The 15,935-nt window shown below is 62.4% G+C and carries 11 protein-coding genes; 7 read left to right on the plus strand and 4 right to left on the minus strand.

Annotated features, from left to right (window positions below; genetic code table 11):
- A partial coding sequence (locus tag SH809_13155; protein ID MDZ4700650.1) for a choice-of-anchor D domain-containing protein occupies positions 1-2,761 on the minus strand: 2,761 nt, incomplete at its 3' end.
- Between the two features lie 657 nt (positions 2,762-3,418).
- On the opposite strand from SH809_13155, the gene SH809_13160 reads away from it, so the two are divergent.
- From SH809_13160 to SH809_13170, 3 genes are all read left to right on the plus strand, one after another.
- Complete coding sequence (locus SH809_13160) at positions 3,419-4,009, plus strand: redoxin domain-containing protein (protein MDZ4700651.1); 591 nt, start codon at positions 3,419-3,421, stop codon at positions 4,007-4,009.
- Positions 3,991-4,989 (plus strand): hypothetical protein, encoded by a 999-nt coding sequence (locus SH809_13165; GenBank protein ID MDZ4700652.1) that lies wholly within the window; start codon positions 3,991-3,993, stop codon positions 4,987-4,989. The genes SH809_13160 and SH809_13165 overlap by 19 nt, the downstream gene beginning before the upstream one ends.
- 71 nt (positions 4,990-5,060) lie before the next feature.
- Positions 5,061-5,390, plus strand: a complete 330-nt coding sequence (locus SH809_13170; GenBank protein ID MDZ4700653.1) for an ATP-dependent Clp protease adaptor ClpS — start codon at positions 5,061-5,063, stop codon at positions 5,388-5,390.
- 265 nt (positions 5,391-5,655) lie between these two features.
- On the opposite strand, the gene SH809_13175 is transcribed toward SH809_13170, so the two are convergent.
- Positions 5,656-8,796, minus strand: coding sequence for a PA14 domain-containing protein (locus SH809_13175; protein ID MDZ4700654.1), 3,141 nt, complete (start codon positions 8,794-8,796; stop codon positions 5,656-5,658).
- Between the two features lie 323 nt (positions 8,797-9,119).
- On the opposite strand from SH809_13175, the gene SH809_13180 reads away from it, so the two are divergent.
- From SH809_13180 to SH809_13190, 3 genes are read left to right on the plus strand one after another with little or no spacing between them, the layout of a single operon-like run.
- Positions 9,120-10,343: a hypothetical protein gene (locus tag SH809_13180; GenBank protein MDZ4700655.1), complete on the plus strand. Its 1,224-nt coding sequence runs from the start codon at positions 9,120-9,122 to the stop codon at positions 10,341-10,343.
- A 53-nt stretch (positions 10,344-10,396) separates the two neighbouring features.
- Complete coding sequence (locus tag SH809_13185; protein ID MDZ4700656.1) at positions 10,397-10,798, plus strand: hypothetical protein; 402 nt, start codon at positions 10,397-10,399, stop codon at positions 10,796-10,798.
- A gap of 9 nt (positions 10,799-10,807) precedes the next feature.
- A complete protein-coding gene (locus SH809_13190; protein MDZ4700657.1) occupies positions 10,808-12,418 on the plus strand; it encodes an ATP-binding protein in 1,611 nt (536 codons plus the stop codon).
- A 53-nt stretch (positions 12,419-12,471) separates the two neighbouring features.
- Here the strand turns inward: SH809_13190 and SH809_13195 are convergent, their stop codons facing one another.
- Together SH809_13195 and SH809_13200 are read right to left on the minus strand one after the other, a co-directional pair.
- Entirely contained in the window at positions 12,472-12,702 is a 231-nt protein-coding gene (locus tag SH809_13195; GenBank protein MDZ4700658.1) for a hypothetical protein, read from the minus strand.
- Positions 12,703-12,969: 267 nt separating this feature from the next.
- Positions 12,970-14,769: a family 10 glycosylhydrolase gene (locus SH809_13200; protein ID MDZ4700659.1), complete on the minus strand. Its 1,800-nt coding sequence runs from the start codon at positions 14,767-14,769 to the stop codon at positions 12,970-12,972.
- 64 nt (positions 14,770-14,833) lie between these two features.
- Here SH809_13200 and SH809_13205 point away from each other — a divergent pair.
- Positions 14,834-15,935 (plus strand): serine hydrolase domain-containing protein (locus tag SH809_13205; protein ID MDZ4700660.1); only part of this gene is annotated, 1,102 nt, incomplete at its 3' end.

Genomic DNA, 15,935 nt, shown 5'->3' on the forward strand with positions numbered 1-15,935 from the left:
CCCCTCCATCGCCGCCGCCGTCCCCTCCATCGCCGCCGTCCCCTCCATCACCGCCGCCATCACCACCGTCACTTGGCGCCACGCCGCTGCCGGAGAGGGTGACGTTCAACTGACCCCGGTTGGGGTCGTTGCTGGTCACCCGAAGTGTGGCATCCTTGCTACCGGCCGTCGTCGGGGCGAACGCCAGATCGACGACGGCTGATGCGCCCGGGTTGAGCGTCAGCGGCGCGGGGTTCTGGAGGATAGTGTAGGGTTCGGGGTTGTCGCCCGTCAGGGTAAGGCTCGAAATCGAGAGGCTCGCATTGCCGTCGTTGTGGAGTGTCACCGGGAGCGTTTTGGACGCGCCGGGCTGCACGGATCCGAAGCTGAGCGAGGCCGGCGAAACGCGTAGTTCGGGCTGCGTCATCACACCGGACGTGCTGCGGATGAGCGCCACCCAGTCCGAATCCGCCGTCGATGGCGGGTTGCCGATCGCCGCGGCGCTGGAGCCAGAAACCGTTTGCACGGTGCCCGTTTGCAGCGCCCCGCCCGTGCGGGGATTGTACCAGCGCACGCTGTAATCGCCGCCGGCAAGGTTGGCCGTTGCGGTGCCGCCCGAGGGTAGATAGATCGCGTAGACGTCGCCCGGGCGGGCGAACACATAGTCGTCGCCGCGGCTGGTGAGCGCATCCATGGGGTTCATGTCATGGAAGGGCAGGTATGCCTGGAAGAATTCGAGGGCGTAGCGGGTGAAGTTCCACATCGCGTCGCGGGTGCGGAAGTCCTCGGCGTTGAGGTCGTGATTATCGAAGTCGTACCCGAAGTACCACTCGACGCCGGCGCCGCCGGCCATAAGGGTGCCCCAGAGGGCCTGCTTGCGGATCTCGCTGTGATTATTGTTGGATCCGTCCGGGGTGACGCCCAGGTTGTAGGGACCGGTTTCATCGAGCGATACGATCCAGGGGCGGCCCGAGGCCGACTCCTCGCGCCACTTCACCACCTCGGCATGGACGAGCTCGGGTCGCTTGATCTGGAGGGAAGGGCCGTCGAACGTATCGTGGTTGAGGAGCGGACCGTAGACTTCGTCGTACTGCCCGGGATAGGTGTGCACTACCACCGGATGTTCGTACGGGTCGATGGCCTTGAAGTAATCCGCGTAGTCCCGAAGCTGAGCAATCGTATTGCCGTTTTCCTCGCCCAGATTCCAGGTAATCGCGTGGTGATGACCGAAGCGGGCGACCAACTCACGGTAGTAGAGCTTCCGGATGCGACCGAGGTCGCCTCCGTTCAGGAGCTGTTCGTTCTCCGTTTCCTGGGTCTGGACGTGCAGCATGATGCCGAGCCGGTCCATGTGGCTGAAGACAATCTCCCACTGCGCCAGCTTCGACACGTCGTAGGCGGTGCGGTCGCCGGGCGCCGGCCACGGCCAGACGTCCTCGCCATCCCCCTCCACGTTCATCGTGAGGAAGTAGACCGAGTTCATCCCCTTGGAGGCGAGGTAGTTCAGGGCGCCGACGATACCCTTGCCTTTGCCGCCCTTCCAGGTCGGGTCGCCGAGCTGCCAGTCCGCCACGTGGGCGTTATAGGACTTGGTGAAGTCGGTCCCGCCGCCATTAAATGTAGCGTCGAACTCCTCGTAGGCGAGGAAATTCTCCGGGCTATCGGCGCCGCCTTTGATGAAGTATTCGCCGTTGTCGAACTGAAGGTAATGGCCGCCAACGTAGCGGAGTTTGCCTTTGCCCCGGAAGTCCGCGCCCGCTTTATCCGTGTCGGAGACCGTGAAGGATCCGGAGAGGCCGTCGTAGGCCGTGGCGGCGCCGGCCGAGACGGCGGTATCGATCGCCACATCGGTGCCGGAGCGCATGGAGACCGTGTAGGTCCAGGTACCGGTCTGGTCAGGCACGAAATGAGCGCGCCACTGTTTGCCGGCCGACGCGCCCGTTTCCGCGGCATTGCCGTCGGCGGCGAAGTAGCCAGGCACGCGGTAGCTGCGGCTGCCCTGCGTGAAGACCATTTCGAACCGATAGTCCAGAAACGGGTTCGGCGTTCCTCCTTCACTGGCCTGGGGGCCGTCGAGGGTGAAGGTGATGGGGTGCCATTTCTTCTGCTCGCCGGTGACGGCGATCTCGCCCGGCGTATCCTCGTTCCCGCCACCGCCTGCGGCGCCCCTGGCGGACTCCGGGTGGGCGATGCTCAGCGGGTCGGTGACGCTATCGAGGTACAAGTGGATACGGTCGATGCGCACGTTCTTGGAGCGGGCGGAAACGTAAAACGTGTGCTGGCCGGCCGAGAGCGTGTATCGGGGGTTGAGAAATTCGCCCGAGGATGGCTCGAGGAAGCTATGAAACGTGAAGCCCTCGTCCATCCGGGTGCCAGGGTGGAAGGTTTTGATCCACTCCCCCGATTCACCCATCCGGGTCCAGAAGTCGTTTTCCTGATCGCTGGCCGGCGAACCCTGGTGAGATAGCCGCAGGCGGAGGTTGTATTCCCCCGGTGTAGCAATCTGGACGGTGTAAGCCAGTAGCCCGTTGCCGGGATCGTTAAAAAAGTTATCGCCATTCCAGCGGATATAGCCGTTGCCGGCGTATCCCGCTTCGCTGCTTTCGAAGCGCCAGTCGCCGGCGAGCGCGATGGTTTCGGCCTCGATGACAACCAGGCCATCGGCTTCAATGAAGGCGTTGCTCTGCGCGCGAGCTACGCCAGGAACGAGGAACAGGGAGAGCGCGAGCGACCAAAAGAGGAAACTGGCGGCCCGCTTCATAGAAAGGACGTACGTAGTCATAAACCTCATTGATGACTGAACGCGAACGTTCGACAGGAATGGTTTTTTTCCTTGAGGTGATTGGGGAGGCGTCAGATAGTGCCAGCCCACCCGTGGTGATTTAGCCAGGTGGGGCGGCGCGACGGGCAATGCGTCGGGCGAATGTGCGGCGGGGGGCAGATTCATCAATCCGTTTGTCAAACGTCGTGCCAGAACAGCGCGAAGGAAGCCGGCGCCAAGACTGGAGAGTGTGATCGCGATTTGTAGCCAATGCGAGGGGTGCATAGATCATGTGGAATACAGGGGAAAAGCGAAATCACCTGTGAATTCTACCCGGTTTACTTTTTTGGACGCCGGCGCCGGCCGGCCGATCACGCGTCGTACCATGGTGGGTGTCAGATGATGAGAGGGCGATCAGAAAGCCCACGCGAGCGGTCGACGCCTCCGCTTTGGGGCGTGCTCTGCGCTTTTGGCGCATGGGGGCACACGCTTTATAGCTGAGTCTCAATGCGGGACGGGAGCGGTTGCGGGTGTCGTTTTCACCCTGTATGGGCACGATCTATGCATGGAAGGGTAGGGAGGGATCTTTTGTGGACCCCTACGTCCCTGGCGACGTTAAATCAGCCTCTCATGCTCAAAAAATCGCACACGATCATGCATGTACGGTATACATATAAAATGCTCCCCCGTCTCTTACTACTGCTGCTGCTCTATAGCCAGTCTGCCGCGGGGCAGGGTACGTTCGGGATCGGCAGCACCTCGGCCGTGCTGGGGCAGCCGCTCGTGGATGCCGTAAGTGGCTCCCAGGCGGAGGTAAGCAGTGCGTTCGGGGCATCCGGCACGGTGCTCGTCTTCTGGGGCAACCAGTGCGTCTGGTCGCAGCGTTATGAAGCGCGGCTGAAACAGGCCATGCGTCAGGCGGTGCAAAACGGGCTAGCCGTCGTGCTTGTAAATGCGAACGACCCGGTGGCCTTCCCACGGGAAAACGCCGAGGAAAGCCAGCAAATGGCCCGTCAGATGGGCGTTGAGCATTACTTTCTGGATACCGACGGCGGCCTGGCGCGCGCGTTGGGTGCGCAGCGTATTCCGCATGTGTTTATCTTCGATGGAGGCAAGCAGCTTGTTTACGCCGGCGCCATCGACGACAGCCCGGGCGATGTGGCACTGGTGCAAAAAAACTATCTGTCGGACGCACTGGCCGCGCTGCGCGCCGGCTCCGCGCCTGATCCCGCCGAGACACAACCGTTCGGATGCCGCATCAAGTTATGACGATCGACGCGGTGGAAGCGGATTTCCACCGCCTGGCGCCGGGTGAGGATGTACGGTTCGCGGCGATGCTCCAGACGGTCGTGACACATCAGCAGGCCTGTAATCCAATTTATGGCCGCTATTGCATGTCGTTTCCTGACTGGGAGGCGCCGTTGCTCCCGGTCGAGGCGTTTAAACATGGGGTGCTGGCCAGTTGTGCGGCGCCGGAGGTCGTGTTTGAGAGTAGTGGGACGGGCCAGGGGGCGCCCGGGCGGCACTATGTCTGCAAGACGACCGTCTACGAGCGCTCGTTTGTCGAACACTTCAGGGCCGCGTTCGGCGAGGGGCCGTTCACGCTCGTGGCGCATCTGCCGCATTATGCGTCCCGAGGCGGAGCGTCTTCCTTGCTCTACATGGTGCGAGGGTTGATCGAGCGATTCGGCGATGCGGCGAGCGGGTTTTTTCTGGAGGATGACGCCCTTTTCCATCGTGCGATCGTGCACAGCACACACGTCGGCACGCCGTTCATTCTGTTCGGGGCAGCGTTCGGACTGCTCGATCTCGTGGAGCAGGGTGCGCCGCGGTTGCCTGAGGGCGCCCGCGTGATCGAGACCGGTGGGATGAAAACCTATCGCCGCGCCATCGGCCGGCCGGCGTTGCACGAGCACCTGGCGGCCGGCTTTGGCGTCGCCCGGAGCCAGGTGGTGAGTGAGTATGGGATGTGCGAGCTGCTGAGCCAGAGTTACACGCGGGGCGAGGAGTCCTTTTTTGCGCCACCCTGGGTGCGCATGCGGGTGGTCGACCCCGGAAACCCTCGCGTGGAACAACCGGACGGTGTTGAAGGCGCGCTGGCCGTGGTCGATCTCGCCAATATGTACTCCGTGAGCGCTCTGCTCACCCAGGATCGGGCGGTACGGGTCGGGGACGGGTTTCAGGTGCTCGGCCGGCTCTCCGGCGCCGAGTTGCGCGGCTGTAATTTTCTTTTAGAACAATTGCGATGAACGGTGGTACCCGGTGCCGTCAGTGGCATCTGAAATCCCATCTATCCCGAAGGACTCCGTAAGGACACCGCATGGAACCCGATACCCTCACGGCTCCGGAAGAGGTGATGGAGGACGATACGCTCACGATCTTCCTACCCAATTACCACGTCATCCTGCTTGACGACAACGAACATTCGTACGAATATGTGATCGAGATGCTGATGAAGCTGTTCGGGCACAGCCAGGAGACTGCGTATCGGATGGCGGTCGATGTCGATCGGCAGGGGCGTGTGGTGGTGGATACGACCACGAAAGAACGCGCGGAGTTGAAGCGCGACCAGATCCATGGCTACGGGGCGGACTGGCGGATCGCGCATAGCCGGGGATCGATGTCCGCCCTCGTAGAGCCGGCCGAATAGATGGCCTGACCCTCGTATGTTGCCGGTGCTGCGGGCATGTGCCGGAATAGACTGTTAAATGTCCGGAATATGACGTAAACACGGGATAGCGCCGGCATAAAGACCGTAGTATACTGGCCTTGTGATCTATCGGAACCGGGAGCCTGTCTTTATTCCCGGAAAGATCCACAGGCAGAGATCTCTAGGGGTAGGGTCTCTGCCCTTTTTTTGTTTATGTCCTTTCGACTCGTTCGCCGGGTAGTTTCACACGGTCAATTCACTGACGTCATTTCACCAGGATCAGCGAGCGCGTGTGGGCGTGTCGGCCGGCTTCGAGCCGGTACATATACACCCCGCCCGGCAGGTCGCCGGCGTCGAAGGTGACCTCATGCCGGCCGGCCGGGAGGGCGGCATCGACGAGGAGTCGCACTTCGCGGCCTAGCAGGTCGTACACCGCGAGGCGTGCCGGGCCAGCGACGGGCAGGTCATAGGAGATCCGGGTGGTGGGATTAAAAGGGTTGGGATAATTCTCATGGAGCGCATAGGCCGACGGGGCGAGGCGATCGACCGATACGACCTCCGAGTACGCAAACGTTCCGTCGAAGTCGATCTGCCGGAGCCGGTACCACAGCACGGCGGCGCCATTCGGGGCGTCGCCGTCGGCGAAGCGGTAGGCGCGGGGTTCGAGCGTAGTGCCGCTGCCGGCCACCTGTCCGATGGGTGAAAACGTGAAGCCGTCGATGGAGCGCTCGACATCGAAGCCGGCGTTATTCGTTTCCGAGGCGGTCTCCCAAGAGAGGTGGATGGTCTGGCTGTCCGCGAGGGCGGTGAAGCGCGTCAATGAGACGGGCAGGGTTGTGTTGTCGGTGAAGAAGAGTCGGTTGGAATCGACGACCCGGTAGGAGGTGGTGGGCGAGGCCCAGTACAGGGCGATCTCGGTGCGGCCTGTCGTCTCCAGGAGTTCCACCTTCAAGGGATACATATAGTCGGCCTGGAGGGCTTTACTGCCCGAGGTATAGGTATAGCCACCGGCGTCCCAGGTATCAACGACGAGGTCGCCATCGATCCAGACGCGTGCGCCATCGTCCGCGCCGACCGTGAACGTGTAGGTCTCGGTATGTTCGGGTTGGATATAGCCGGTCCACCGGACGGTGAAGTTATCCGCCGAAAGCCTGTCGATAGGGACACCTTCGCCCCAGTTGTAGGCAATCCGGGGCTCCATGCGCACTTCCGGCACGCCGGTAAACGAGGTGCCCTTGAAATACTCCGCCCTGAGCCCCGTGACGGCGCCACCCGGGACGGGCAGCACGACGATCGGGAGTCCGATGCGGTCCTCGACGCCGTTCGATGTGACGATGGAGAGGCTCGGGTGGTAGTAGCCGGCGCGGGCGTAGGTGTGGCGGTTTGTTTGTCCGTACGCCTGCACCCCATCGCCAAAATCCCACTGGTAGCTGGCGATGGAGCCGGCGGTGCTGGTGGCGCCGGAGGCGTCGAATGAGTAGGCGAAGGACGTCTCGTCGGTCGAGAAGGCCGTGAAGCGTGCGGTAGCGCTGGCGCCGGCGGGTTTGTGCTGGACCAGGGCGACCCAGTCGTCTTTGGTCATCGTGGGCGCCGGCCCGAGGGCGCGAACCCCTCCGCCGCTCACTTCGCGGACGCTTCCGAAAAACGGCGCGCCGCCCAGGCGCGGGTTGAACCACTTCACGGAGTAGACGCCGGTTTGTCCTTCCAGATTGAGCGCCACCTGAGCATTCGCGCGGCGGAGGTAGACGGCGTAGACTTCGCCCGGTCTGGCGAATACGAGGTGGTTTTCGTCGGAGGTCAACCCGGTCTGCGGCGTCATTTCCGGGAAGGGGAGATAGGTGTGAAAAAAGTCGAGCGCATACCGCGTCTGGCGCCATATCTCCTCGTAGGGCCGGAAGTCCTCGGTCTTATAGTCGTACCGGGTGAGCGCGTCGTCGCCGAAGAACCACTCGACGCCGGCGCCGCCGGCCATCAGGTTGCCCCAGAGCACCTCCTGGCGCACTTTGTCGACGTTATAGTCCTCGCCCCATGGACGAATGCCCTTTTTCCAGCCGCAGCACTCGTCCATCATGATAACCCACGGCTTGCCGGCGTTGTCCGCGTTGGTATACCAGAGTTTGGTGTTGTTATATACCTTCAGGTCACCGGAATAGGCGCCTCCTTCGTGGATCTGAAACGAGATGCCGGAAAAAGACGGGTGACCCAGGAGGGGGCCGTAGATGGATTCGTAGTTGACGGTGCCGGGGAACGAGTGCGCCATGACGGGGTGGTCATAGGCGTCGAGCGCATCGATGTAATCGATGTACGCCTTGCGCTGCGCATCGGTATTGCGCCCCTCAAGCAATTCCTCGCCGATATTCCACATGACAGCCGGATGGTACCCGAATCGGGCGACCATTTCACGGTAATAGAGCTTCCGGTTTCGCCCGAGTTCGCCGTTGTCGAGCAAGAGATCGTTGTCGACTTCCTGAAGTGCGATGTGGATCAGCAATCCTTTCTGCTGCATGTGGCGGAAGAGCACATCCCACTGGGCCAGTTTGGAGACATCGTACCGGTCATGGATTTCGGGCGCGATCCAGGGCCAGACATCCTCGTTGCCGAAGTCTTCCGCGTCGCGCAGGCCCAGGTTGACGAAGACAAAAAAGGCGCTATTGACTCCTTCCGAAGCCAGATAGTTGATGGCGCCGATGAGGCCCTTGCCCTTGGTGCCTTTCCAGACGGGGTCGCCGGCGCGCCAGTCCGCGACATGGGATGGATACGACTTGACGAAGCTGGGGGTCGACAGGCTGCTGGTGCCGTCGATATCTGCGTACGCGAGCAGGTTTTCGGGGCTATTGGTACCTGCCTTGAGGTACCAGGACCCATCGTCGAAGCGCAGGTAGGGCTGATCGATGTAGCGTAGGATGCCGCGGCCCCGAAAGTCCGGCGCCGTTTTGTCGGACGCGTCTACGACGAACAGGCCGGCCAGCCCGTTGGCGCCGACAGGTAGGCCACCCGACGCGTCGTCCGCCACGGCTATATCCGTCCCCGAGACAAAGGACACCGTGTAGCTCCAGGTACCCGTGGTGGGCGGAGAGAAATGGGCGAGCCAGACGTCGCCGGCCGTGGCGGAGGACTCGCGGGCGTTTCCATCCGCCGCGAAGTACCCCGGTACGATGTAGGTCACCGCGCCCTGACGGAAGGTGACATCTACCCGATAATCCGAAAACGGGTTGATCGCACCGGCTTCACTGGCCTGGGGCCCGGTCATGCGCAGCGTGATGGGATGCCATCGCTTGAGCTCTCCCGAAACCGTGACCTGGGCCTCCGCCGGCCGAGCGGACAACCCCGACAATCCGATGAGCAGCGTAAGTGCAAGAAGGGGAGGGACGACGTAAAACACAAAAAAATGACGTACTGGGGGCATGAGACGAACCAGTGCCTGGGGCATTTCGTGAAGGGAAGATCGGAGCCTATCCTACGTGAACCGGGGGGTAGGGGAAGTAGGCTGTGAGGTGGGTCGTCGAGTAAAAGAAGTCGAGTAAAAGAAGTCGAGTAAAAAATAAGGGGCCGGCGAATCGACGCGTTTGTGCGCTGGCTTATTAGGATATGTACTTTCGGCGCAGTAGTGAACGGAAGAAACGCGGCCTGGCGCGCAAGGTTCATTCCGGAAGGGAAGGGTGGTTTCGTGTGTCTTCCGTGCCGTATATTCACGTCGCATCGCCCCGCCCGAATTCGATCCCTGTCCCCATGCCTCCTGTCCATCGCTGGATATTCGCCCTGGTGCTGGCGTTGTCGCCTGCGCGCGCCGGCTTCGCGCAGGATGAGGAAAAGCCTATTCAGGTCTTCGGTTATTTCCAGAATGTGTTCCAGCACGAGGTGTTTCAGAACGGTCCTGATAACAATTCGTTTGCGGCGCAGCAGCTCAATCTTTTTTTCCAGAAGGACATTTCGCACCGGTTTCGGTCGTTTATCAACTTCGAGTTTTTGAACAACTTCTCGTCGAGTGAGGCCTGGGGCGCGGCGAACTTAAAGGAGGCGTGGATCCGGTACGACCACAGCCCGGCCTTCAAGCTGAAATTGGGGCTGCAGACGCCGGTCTTTAATCATCTCAACGAGATCAAGACCCGCACGCCGTTACTGCCGTACATCGTCCGGCCGATCGTCTACGAAACGTCGCTCGAGGATGTGATCCGGCTGGATGAATATGTGCCGGAACGGGGCTTTCTGCAAGCGTATGGGACGCTGGCGCTGGGCCGGCGGCACGCGTTTGACTATGCGCTGTTTGCCGGAAACAGCCCGAACATTCGCACGGATCGAAACCTGGGGCAAACCGGGGTGGATACGACGACCAACGTCCTCGTCGGCGGCCGCCTGGGTGTCCGGCTTAATGAATGGGTCCCGCGTATCTCGGAGATCAAGGCCGGCGTTTCGGTGGCCACGGACCGCGTCAACTACTTTCGGGATGTCGGCGACATGCTAAGCATCAAGGAGGACGAAATTGAACAGTACCGTGCGGCCCTGACGATGGTGCCGCGCACGCGCGTGGGGGTGGATGTGTCGGTGTATCTGGGCCGGCTGTATCTGGAGGCGGAGGGTATCTCGGCGCTGTTTCAGGTGCCGAACGACCTGTTGGATCTACATCGCGTTTTCGGCTACGCCACGCTCGGCTATGTAGCGAGCGAACGCCTCGAGTTTTACGTCAGCTACTGGCGCACCGACGAGGACGCGCTCATCGTAAACGATGCCTTCGATCCCACGAACACGGTCGTTCAGCGGGTCACGCTAGACATCCCGACCGCCGGCGTGCGGTATGTGGCGAACGAGCGCGTGGTGTTTAAAGCGCAAATCGCCTATGTCGATCTGCGGCGTGCGGAGACGTTCAGCGACGAGCAGGGCATTGCGGGCCCCACGACCGCCCGTACCGACCAACGATTAACCGTGTTCGCGCTTGGCGCCTCGGTCTTTTTTTAGCCATCGGTTTGATTTTCCCACGGATGAAGGGCTTGCTGAGTCTGATAACGCTTATGCTGCTTGCGACCCCCGCCTTCGGGCAGGTGGTCGTGGTGGCGCATGCGTCCGTGCCGGCGGATTCGATCAGTAAAAACGAGCTGTTACGGCTCTTTTCGGGCGACATCGAGCACTGGGCGGACGGCTCGCCGGTGATCGTGGTGGACCTGGCGGAAAAGGGCGCCGTGCGGGATTCGTTTTATGCGTACCTCGGCAAAACGTCCTCCCGGATGCGGTCCGTCTGGCTCAAACGGAAGCTGACGGGCGAGGGGGAGTTGCCGCACTCCATCGAATCCCAGGAAGAACTGATCGACGTGATCAGCCAGACCGCCGGCGCCATCGGTTTTGTCAGTCGCGAGTTGACCAACGGGCACCCGGAGATCAAGGTGCTGATCGATTCCATCCCGATGACGGAATAAGCCCTGGAGATGAAACGATTTCGCGATTTTCGGCTCGGGGTCAAACAGCGGCTCGGGATGGGGGCGATGCTGCTCATCCTGGCCATCGTGAGTCTATTCGCGATCGTGCAGATGGATCGGCTGGGTAAGGAGATCGACGAGATCAACTCCCTATCGATTCCCAGCATGATCGCACTGTCTTCGATCAACCTGGACGTGTCGACATTGAGGAGTTATCAACTCCAGTTCGCGATCACGCGGCGCCAGGAGGATCGCGAGGCGCTGTCGGCGAGTATGGCCACACTGATCGACTCGATCACGGCCAACCGCGACACGTACGACCGTCTGGCGTCGGTGACGCCGCGGCTCGAGCCCTTCGATGCGCAGCGGGATAGCCTGTACGAATCGTTCGACGAATACTGGGACGATTATCAGGCGTCGTTTATGGAGTTGTTGTTTGGCACCGAGGAGTCGACGGATCTTTATGTCGAGGTGCTCGCCGGCGCAGGAGACACGTATGTCTCGGTCAGCCAGTCGCTCGAAGCGCTGATCGATGTGAACAAACAACGCTCGGCGTACGCAGCGCTGCGGGCGCAGACGAACTCCGTACACTCCCGGCGCATCATCATCCTGGCGCTGATCGTGACGATCGTGTTATCGTTGATGCTTTCCGCCATCCTCATCCGTTTCGTGACGCATCCGATTCGAAAGCTAGAGGAAGCGGCGCAGGAGATCGCGCGGGGCCGGCTGGATGTGCAACTCGACGTTGATTCCGACGACGAAATCGGCGGCCTGGCCCGATCGTTTAACCAGATGACGGCTTCCCTGGCGATCGCCCAGCAACAACTCCTCATCAAAGAGAAACTCGCCTCGCTGGGTCAGCTGACGGCCGGCATCGCGCATGAAATCAAAAACCCACTCAACTTCGTCAATAACTTCGCTGTTCTTTCGGTCGAGATCGTAGATGAGTTAGAAGAGGTCGTGACTCGACACGCCGCGGCGATGCCTCCAGAGGATCAGAAACAGGCGCTGGAGTTGATGGCCGATCTGCGGATGAACGCGGGCAAAATCGCCGACCATGGCCGGCGTGCGGACGGCATCGTGCGTGGGATGTTGCTGCATTCGCGCGGGGCTCAGGGCGAGCGGCAACCGATCGATGTAAACGCGTTTGTCGATGAGAACACCACGCTCGCCTATCACGGTATTCGGGCGGAACAGCCGGACATGACCGTCGATATCGTCCGCCAGTTCGACGCCGAAGCCGGCCGGGTGGTCGCCGTGCCCCAGGACATCGGACGGGTGCTCATCAATTTGCTCAATAACGCCTTCTACGCCGTCCATGAGCGGTCGAAGGAGCCCGGTTTTGTGGGACCGCCAAGGGTGCGCATCGAAACACGCAACGGGGAGGACGGCGTGAGTGTATCGATTGCCGACAACGGGGGCGGCATCCCGGAGTCGCTGCGCCACCGCATTTTTGAGCCTTTTTTCACGACCAAACCCACGGGCGAAGGCACCGGGCTTGGCCTCTCGCTCAGTTACGATATCATCACGCAGGGACACGGCGGCACCCTCACGCTGGACACGGCCGTTGGGCAGGGGACGACGTTTACGATCTGGCTACCGCGGGGCGGAACGTTTTAAGGTGCACAGTGCAAAGTTGGATTCCATTAAACCTCGAACCTCGAACGTTAAACCTACAGATAATCCTCCAGCCAGTCTTCGGGTGTGGAGAGGGCGCCCGATTCGAAGCGGTTGGCTACACAGCGCCGGCCGTCGCTTTTGCGGGCGAGTAAGAGGACATGCGTACCCCATCGATCCCGATCCGGTGATAGTCGGGAAATTTCGGAGAGTGGCACCACACGCAACACGGTGTAGGCCTCACCCTGAACGTCCAGCGTGTCGCCTACCTCGATAGGGGACTGCATGCGAGTGGGGAGCGCAAAATGGTAGTGCGCCAGGCTGCACCGGATGGACGGCGCAGGACGGGCAAGGGCAGGATTGAGGTCGAAAAGGCGCGTCGTGGGCCGAGGTTGAAACTAAACGAAAGCGGTCCGGCGTCATCGAGGCCGGCGCCATAAAACGCATCGGGAGAGGGTCTTGAACGAACGAAGGATGAGCGCCCTTTTCGTGAGACGGAACATAAGAAATTGCTTATTGAGAAACACGTGGAAATTGTATCGTCCTTCGGGGCATTAGTCTACCACCACGAACGCCCGCCTCGCCGTCCTCCCCCCGGCTTCCAACACCACCTGGTACACGCCGGCCGCAAGCCGCGTGGTATCCAGCATGTGCTGGTCGATGCCGGCCCGGGACGCCAGCCCCGTATGTCGGTACCTCACCCGCCCGAGGGCGTCGACGACCGACAGGGTGACGGGCCCCGGGCTGCCGACGGCGTAGCGCACTTCGGCCGTCTCCTGAGAGGGGTTGGGGAAGATGCTTTCGATCAGCGCCCAGCGCGGGCCACCCGTCGGCCGCTCGGTGGTCGTAATCGGCCCCGTTGATACCGCCTCTGTGGGGGCAGACGCCATCCCGAGCCGGCTCAGGGCGGCGAGCAGATAGTAGACGGGCCGGCCGGCCGGCATGGCGTCGGCATTGGCATCGGAGTACGTGGTGGCGGTGGCGGGGAGGACGGCGACAAGGTCCCGGCCGGAGGTCGGGTCCGGCACGGCGCCCTCGCGCCGGAACAGGGCGTAGCCGCGGAGCGGGTCTTCGGCCGACCCTTCGGCGCGGGCCCACGCCAGGGCGACGGCCCCGTTTTGAGACGCCTCGACCCGAAACCCCCGCGGCGTCGACGGTGGCGCGGCCTCGAAGCGGTGCGCCATCGGCGCCGGCAACGCGGGGACAACGTATGCGGCACGGTAGATGCCGGCATGCTCCAGCATATGGTCGAACCGGAACGCGGCCTGGCCGTGGCCGTAGGCGGCGCGGGCCACCTCGATCTGGCGGGACAGGTCGGCGGCCGGGAAGCGGCCTTCGGCCACTTTATAAGGCGCCATGCCGGCGATGACCGGCCGGCCGGCGGACATCCGCACCCACTCGTCGATCAATACGGCAAAATCGGGGGATGATGGGCCACGTTCGACTTCGGGCGCCGTGCCCGTGCCGTAGTAGAGTTGGGGGGCGAGATAATCCACCCACCCATTTTCCGCCCATACGCGGCTCTCCTGAAACACCTGGCTCACGGCCCACAGCCCCGGCCAGGCCGGATTGGGCTGGTAGTTGCCCAGCGGCGCGGCGCCGATCTTCACCCACGGCCTTGCCGCCGTCACGGCCGCATGGGCGGCCTCGACAAAAAGCGTAACGTTGTTGCGCCGCCAGTCGTCGATCGACCGGAAACCGCGCGGCTCATGCCGGAAGCGGGCGGCATCGTTCGGCAGCCCGTTTTCGGGGTAACGGATAAAGTCGAAGTGCACGCCGTCTACATCGTATCCGTCCACCACCTCCATCACATTGCCCAGCATCCAGGCGCGGGCCGGGGCGGATGAGGGGTCGAGCCAGAGTTCGCCGCCGACGCGCTTCACCCAGTCTGGCTGGGCGTGGACAACGTGCATCGGGTTTTGCACCCCCCGAAACGTGGCCGTTGTGGAGGCGTCGCCGACGCGGAAGATGTTGATCCAGGCGTGGATTTCCATCCCTCGGCGGTGTGCGGCGTCGATGGCGGCGGCGAGGGGGTCGTACCCGGGGTCGCGGCCGGCGCCACGGGGTAGCGGGGTCCAGGGCAGCCGTGTGCTCGGGTAGAGGGCGTCGCCGCGGGCGATGACCTGGAAGTACAGGGTGTTCATCCCCAGGCCGGCGGCCCGGTCGAGCAGCGCCTCGAGGGCGGCCTGCTGCTCGGCGGCCGACTGGCGGGTGTCCGGCCATCCGCCGTCTTGAAGGATGGTCGCGAGCCAGACGGCGCGGGTTTCATACAACGACTGTCCGGCGGCCGGACGGGCGCCGGGCGCGAGGCCGGAAAGGAGCAGAAAGGAAAGTGCAAGCCCGATGCGAATCATGGGGCGAAATGTAAGTATCAAATTGACTATAATACGACGACGCCTCAACGCTATATGCCTGCCTATGTTCGTCCGTACATGGTATCTATCCATCCTACTACTTTTAGCCGCGATGCCGGCGGCCGCGCAGACGCCGCTGTTGGGCACCCGGTTGGAGCAGATCGTCGCCGAACTCGAACCGCTCGTCGAGCAGGCCCTGATCGAGGGACAGATCCCGTCGGCCACCATCGCGCTCGTCGAGGGCGACGCCGTCCTGTGGACGGGCGCGTTCGGGTACAGCAATCTGTGGGCGCGCACGCCGGCGGTGCCGAGCACCGTGTACCTTATCGGGTCGACCTTCAAGACGATGTCCGCCGCGGCGCTGCTGCAGCTGCGTGACGCCGGCTTGTTTACGCTCGACGACCCGGTGCGGACCTATCTGGATCCGCTGACGATTGCCGGGGAGGACCTTAAAAGCCCGGTCACCTTTCGCCACTTGCTCACCCACACCTCCGGGCTTCCCGTGGCGTTCGACGGCTACCCGGTCTGGGGCGACACGGCGCCGCCGGCGCTTGAGGCGTACCTGACCACGGCGCTCGCTGTCGAGGCGCCGCCCCTCACACGCATCGAGTACTCGAACCTGGCCTTTGCCCTCGTCGGCTACCTCATCGAGAAGCAGTCTCGCATGCCGTATCGGGAGTATATGCAGACGCGTATCTTTAGCGCCCTCGACATGACGAGTACCGCGTTTTCGCCCACGCCGGAGATGCTCGAACGCCTGGCTATCCCGTATGAGATCGATGAGGTGAGCCGGCGCCTCGTGCCGGCGACCCCGCTGAAAGCGTCCGTCTGGCCGGCGGGCATAGTGTATGGTACGGTGACTGACCAGGCCCACTGGCTCATTGCCAATCTCAACGACGGCGTGTACAAGGGCCGGCATATCGTCTCCAAGGCCACACTCGACGAAATGATGACGCGGCAATACGAGGCCTTCAAGGGACCCGTCGCCGACTTGTGGGGCAGCGATGAAGCCGGGTATGGTCTGGCATGGTGGACGGATACGCGGGGGGAGGATACGTATTTTGCCCACAGCGGCAGCGTGCCGGGGTATACGGCCTTTCTTCAGGGTAATCGCGACCACCGCATCGGCATCGCCATCCTCACCAACGGGCACCGCGCCCACGTCC

Source organism: Rhodothermales bacterium (assembly GCA_034439735.1).
Lineage (GTDB): Bacteria > Bacteroidota > Rhodothermia > Rhodothermales > JAHQVL01 > JAWKNW01.